The sequence below is a fragment of the Endozoicomonas sp. ISHI1 genome, assembly GCF_024606225.1.
GTDB lineage: Bacteria > Pseudomonadota > Gammaproteobacteria > Pseudomonadales > Endozoicomonadaceae > Endozoicomonas_A.
The window spans coordinates 1-3,723 of the sequence record NZ_JAGRPU010000100.1 but is presented as its reverse complement, the minus strand read 5'-3'; the positions used below and the strand labels follow the sequence as shown (position 1 = coordinate 3,723).

Here is a 3,723-nt window from a genome sequence, read left to right as displayed (position 1 = left end):
ATGACAAAATAAGCCATAAAACGATTGAAAGATCGAGACCCGATTTAATAAAAGACTGGGTTCTTGCCCGGTCTTTACTGCTTTCAAGGAATTTTGTTCAAATCAAAGAGGTTTCGGTGCCAGTATTGGCTTCCTCCTCTCTAACCACTACGGCACAACTCACTTCTGGAACAGATGCAAATCCTGAAAAAGCAAAAAGAACCGTAAACGCAGCCAGACAACCAAAAGACCTGAAGCCAGGCATCAGAGTATCAAATGAGCTATTTAATGCAAAAATACATGACCAGTATTTATTTCAACTGGATAACAATATTATTAAAGAAGTCAGATTGATTGAGGCAAATCCGGAAAGGTTTTTACAACAGACAGAAAAAAAAATCTCAGCATTCAAAAAGGCTGTTGTAAAAAATAAAAATCCAACAAACGAGCTTGGACTGGGCTATTACTCTTTTCTCAAGGCACTGGCCATGATGAGGGCCAAAATGTCAGATGATGACAAAACCATTGAGTTGTCCTTTAGTCCGGAAGTCAGGCGCAGAGCCAAAGAGATAGAAGAAGCTATTTCAATTTCTGTACTACATTGCTTCCCTTATGTCAGGATGCTCAGGTTGTTTTATGAACATGTTATGCAAGGAGAGGCTCAGGAAAAAATAATAAATGCTTATTTCTCAGCATTGTCGGGAGTGTCACAATCTATTGAGATTTTATTGGCATATGAGTCAAATCCATCGGTTCTGGGCGGGATGTTACTCAAGTGGCTGGTAGTGATTCCAAAGCCTTTCGAACTGAAACTGGCTTTTGATAGAGACACTTACATGGAAAATCCGAAAAGCAATATTCCGGGTAGGATAACGCCTTCTATACGTTTACTCAGAGAGTTTTTGGAGCAACTTCCGATAAAAGGCTCTGATGGCGCAGTTGATCTTATCTTGAATCGTATGAGCCAGCAATTTACAGATAGCCAGCATCTGCCAGACGAACAACAGGAACAAGTCGCAACGGGAGCCAGAGCGGCAGCAGAGGTTGCAGCAAAAGCGAACGCAGACGCGAAAGCGGCGGCAAAAGCTGCAGCAAAAGCGAACGCAGACGCGAAAGTGGCGGCAAAAGCTGCAGCAAAAGCGAACGCAGACGCGAAAGCGGCGGCAAAAGCGAATGCAGACACACAAGCGACAGCAATAGCGGCAGTGGAAGCGACAGCGTTAGCGACAGCGGCAGCAGCAGCGGCCATGGAAGCGACAGCAGCAGCAACAATGACGGCGAAAGCAGCAGGATTAGCTACAACAGAGGCAGTAGAAGAAACAGCAAGGCAAGCGGAAGAGCAAGCAATATTAAGATTGATACTTTACTTTGCCACTGGTCGACCGGACTTACTGGACTTTTATACCCTCGATTTATCGTCAATTCTCATTCGCTTTTCTGTGCTGGAGTTTGTTGAAGATGCACCAAACTCATTGCTTACCGCACTCCTGATAGAGTTGCAAGAGACATTCGCTGAAAATATTGATCCTGAGAAACGGTCAAATGCGGATCTTATAGAACTTGCTTTTCATCTGGTTGGTGCATCACCAGAAGCAGAGCCGCTTTTATATCATCTTAAAAGCCTTAAACCCACTGACCAAGCCCGCACTACCGCCCTTCATTTTGGTCATGACTTACAATTTCTAACAAAATTAATTGAAATGTCTCCTGAACTGGTCAGTAAGGACAACATATCGTATTGGTACAACACCCTTTTATTGGTTCACGAGTCGATTATCAGGCAAATTGGTGGCAACCCGGAAAAGGCCATCAAGCTCCAGGGTGATTCAGGAGGTTGGATATCATTACGCAAATTGTTTATAAGACATATATGGCATGGGCCACCCACGGTTAAATATAATGCTGTATCATGGTATAGCAACTACGCTGTTTTTCACAGTAACAACCTGGAAAAGTTCTCTGCCGGAAACGAAAGTGCTTTTATTGCTGCTATTAAACAATCCAGAGAAGTTGGCTATCAGATATTAAAACAACAGTTAGACAAGTATGATGATAAAACGGATTCTCAATCATTACAAATGTCAGGCTGGCTTCATTGCCTGGCTGGGTTAACGCTTCTGGAGGCAGAGATAAGTTCTGACCACAAACAGGTAGTATTAACCGGTCGCAAAAGGGCACTGACCAGTGCACATGATCACTTCAGGAAATCGCGTCAAGCCGGCTTCCCTTATGGAGGTTATCTTGAATCACTCGTGGGTATGCGCCTGGACAGCTACCAGTATTATCAGAGTCAGACATCCGAAGCCACACAAACAGCCCCAACCAACAAGCCTGTTATTCAATACACGTCGACCAAAAAGCCGGCGGAAAAGATCTTTATTGAAGCGGGTAAGATTGTTACTGAACTTTTACCTGAGCTGATAGTGAGCTCTATATGTGGAGTACGTTTTGCGGCTGAAGCAGCCATCAGAATCTTTACTGATGAACGGTTTAATCTTCTGCACATCCCACAGGCTGGTTGGCCGGCACTGATTGCAAAACTTTTTTTGATTAACCCCGTAAACTATAACATCCAATTTTTGTTCAGCAATGATGCCCCTGAAGTTGAAGAAGCGTTATTTCCCAGGATAAGTGATCCAGACAGTATTGAAAGAATACTTCTGAAACCACTGGAAAAAACAAGGCATTTATCCATAAAAAAAAGAGCAAAACATTATGGTATTTGGCTCGCCAGTGAAATTAAAAGTAGTGACAGGCCAGAACACATTAAAAAGTATTTAAGCCTTGTCAAAGCTTTTGTATTGGGTAAACCAGAGGTACTGAATACATTAACCGAGGCAACCGCTTCTGATATTGATCACTTATCAGGGGATACTGCAAACTACGAGCTAAGCCGGATTGACTATACAACATCGTTGGAAGTACTGCAGGAAGCACCACAACCCGAAACCGGTTTTGATGCATTCGTTTATAACCTTCCCCGACTGAAATCTCACCAAAATTATGAGGCTATAAGCAATGCTCTTTTGAAGAAACATCGCACAAAGTCAGCCATCGTTCACTATTATTTATGGGCTTACGAGACACTCAATGACAGCGATGACAACGAACGGGATCTGTTCTGGGATGAGATAATAACCAAGAAGATTGAAGAAAATGAACCACTGAAAAGTACTTTTATAGCACTTCTGGCAACCTCCGATCTAACGGTTATGTACGATGATAACCGGGAGGCCGTGAGCACCGCATTTAAAAAGTACAGTGCAGATCTTTCTGGCTGGTTAGCCTTGTATCACTCAATCTCTGCCGCTTCCGCTAATTTTTTAGGAGAGACACAAAAGGCAAATTTTCATCTCAAGCAATTTGGAGACCTGAAAAAAATATCAAGTCATTAAGGAGTTACTCATAATCTAATCAATAAGAGTACCAAGAAGTCCAAGTCTGTAAATTAAAGACTTCTGTCAGATCACTCTCAGTATTTTTCCATATATGACGAACGTCAAAAACCGGATTTTCTGTCATGCCCATTACCTACAGAGCGACTCTTGCCACATCCTGAGCCCACTGCTATTTTTCCTCAAGCTCCATAGGAGTCATAACAATTCATTCAATCAGTGAAAATAAAAACGGCTATTTAACAGATCAACTCTGATTAACAAATTAATAATTATCAAATGGGATCTACGTCAACTCTATGCTTGTTTGTCACAGAAGACTGTTAAAATTTCTCTTTTTAACGCTGCT

The 3,723-nt window shown here is 42.3% G+C and carries 1 protein-coding gene; it reads left to right on the top strand.

All coding sequences use genetic code 11. From position 1 onward, the window contains the following. Positions 1 to 116 precede the first annotated feature (116 nt). A complete protein-coding gene (locus KBW69_RS23155) occupies positions 117 to 3,374 on the top strand; it encodes a hypothetical protein (protein WP_257282488.1) in 3,258 nt (1,085 codons plus the stop codon). The last annotated feature ends 349 nt before the right edge of the window (positions 3,375 to 3,723 follow it).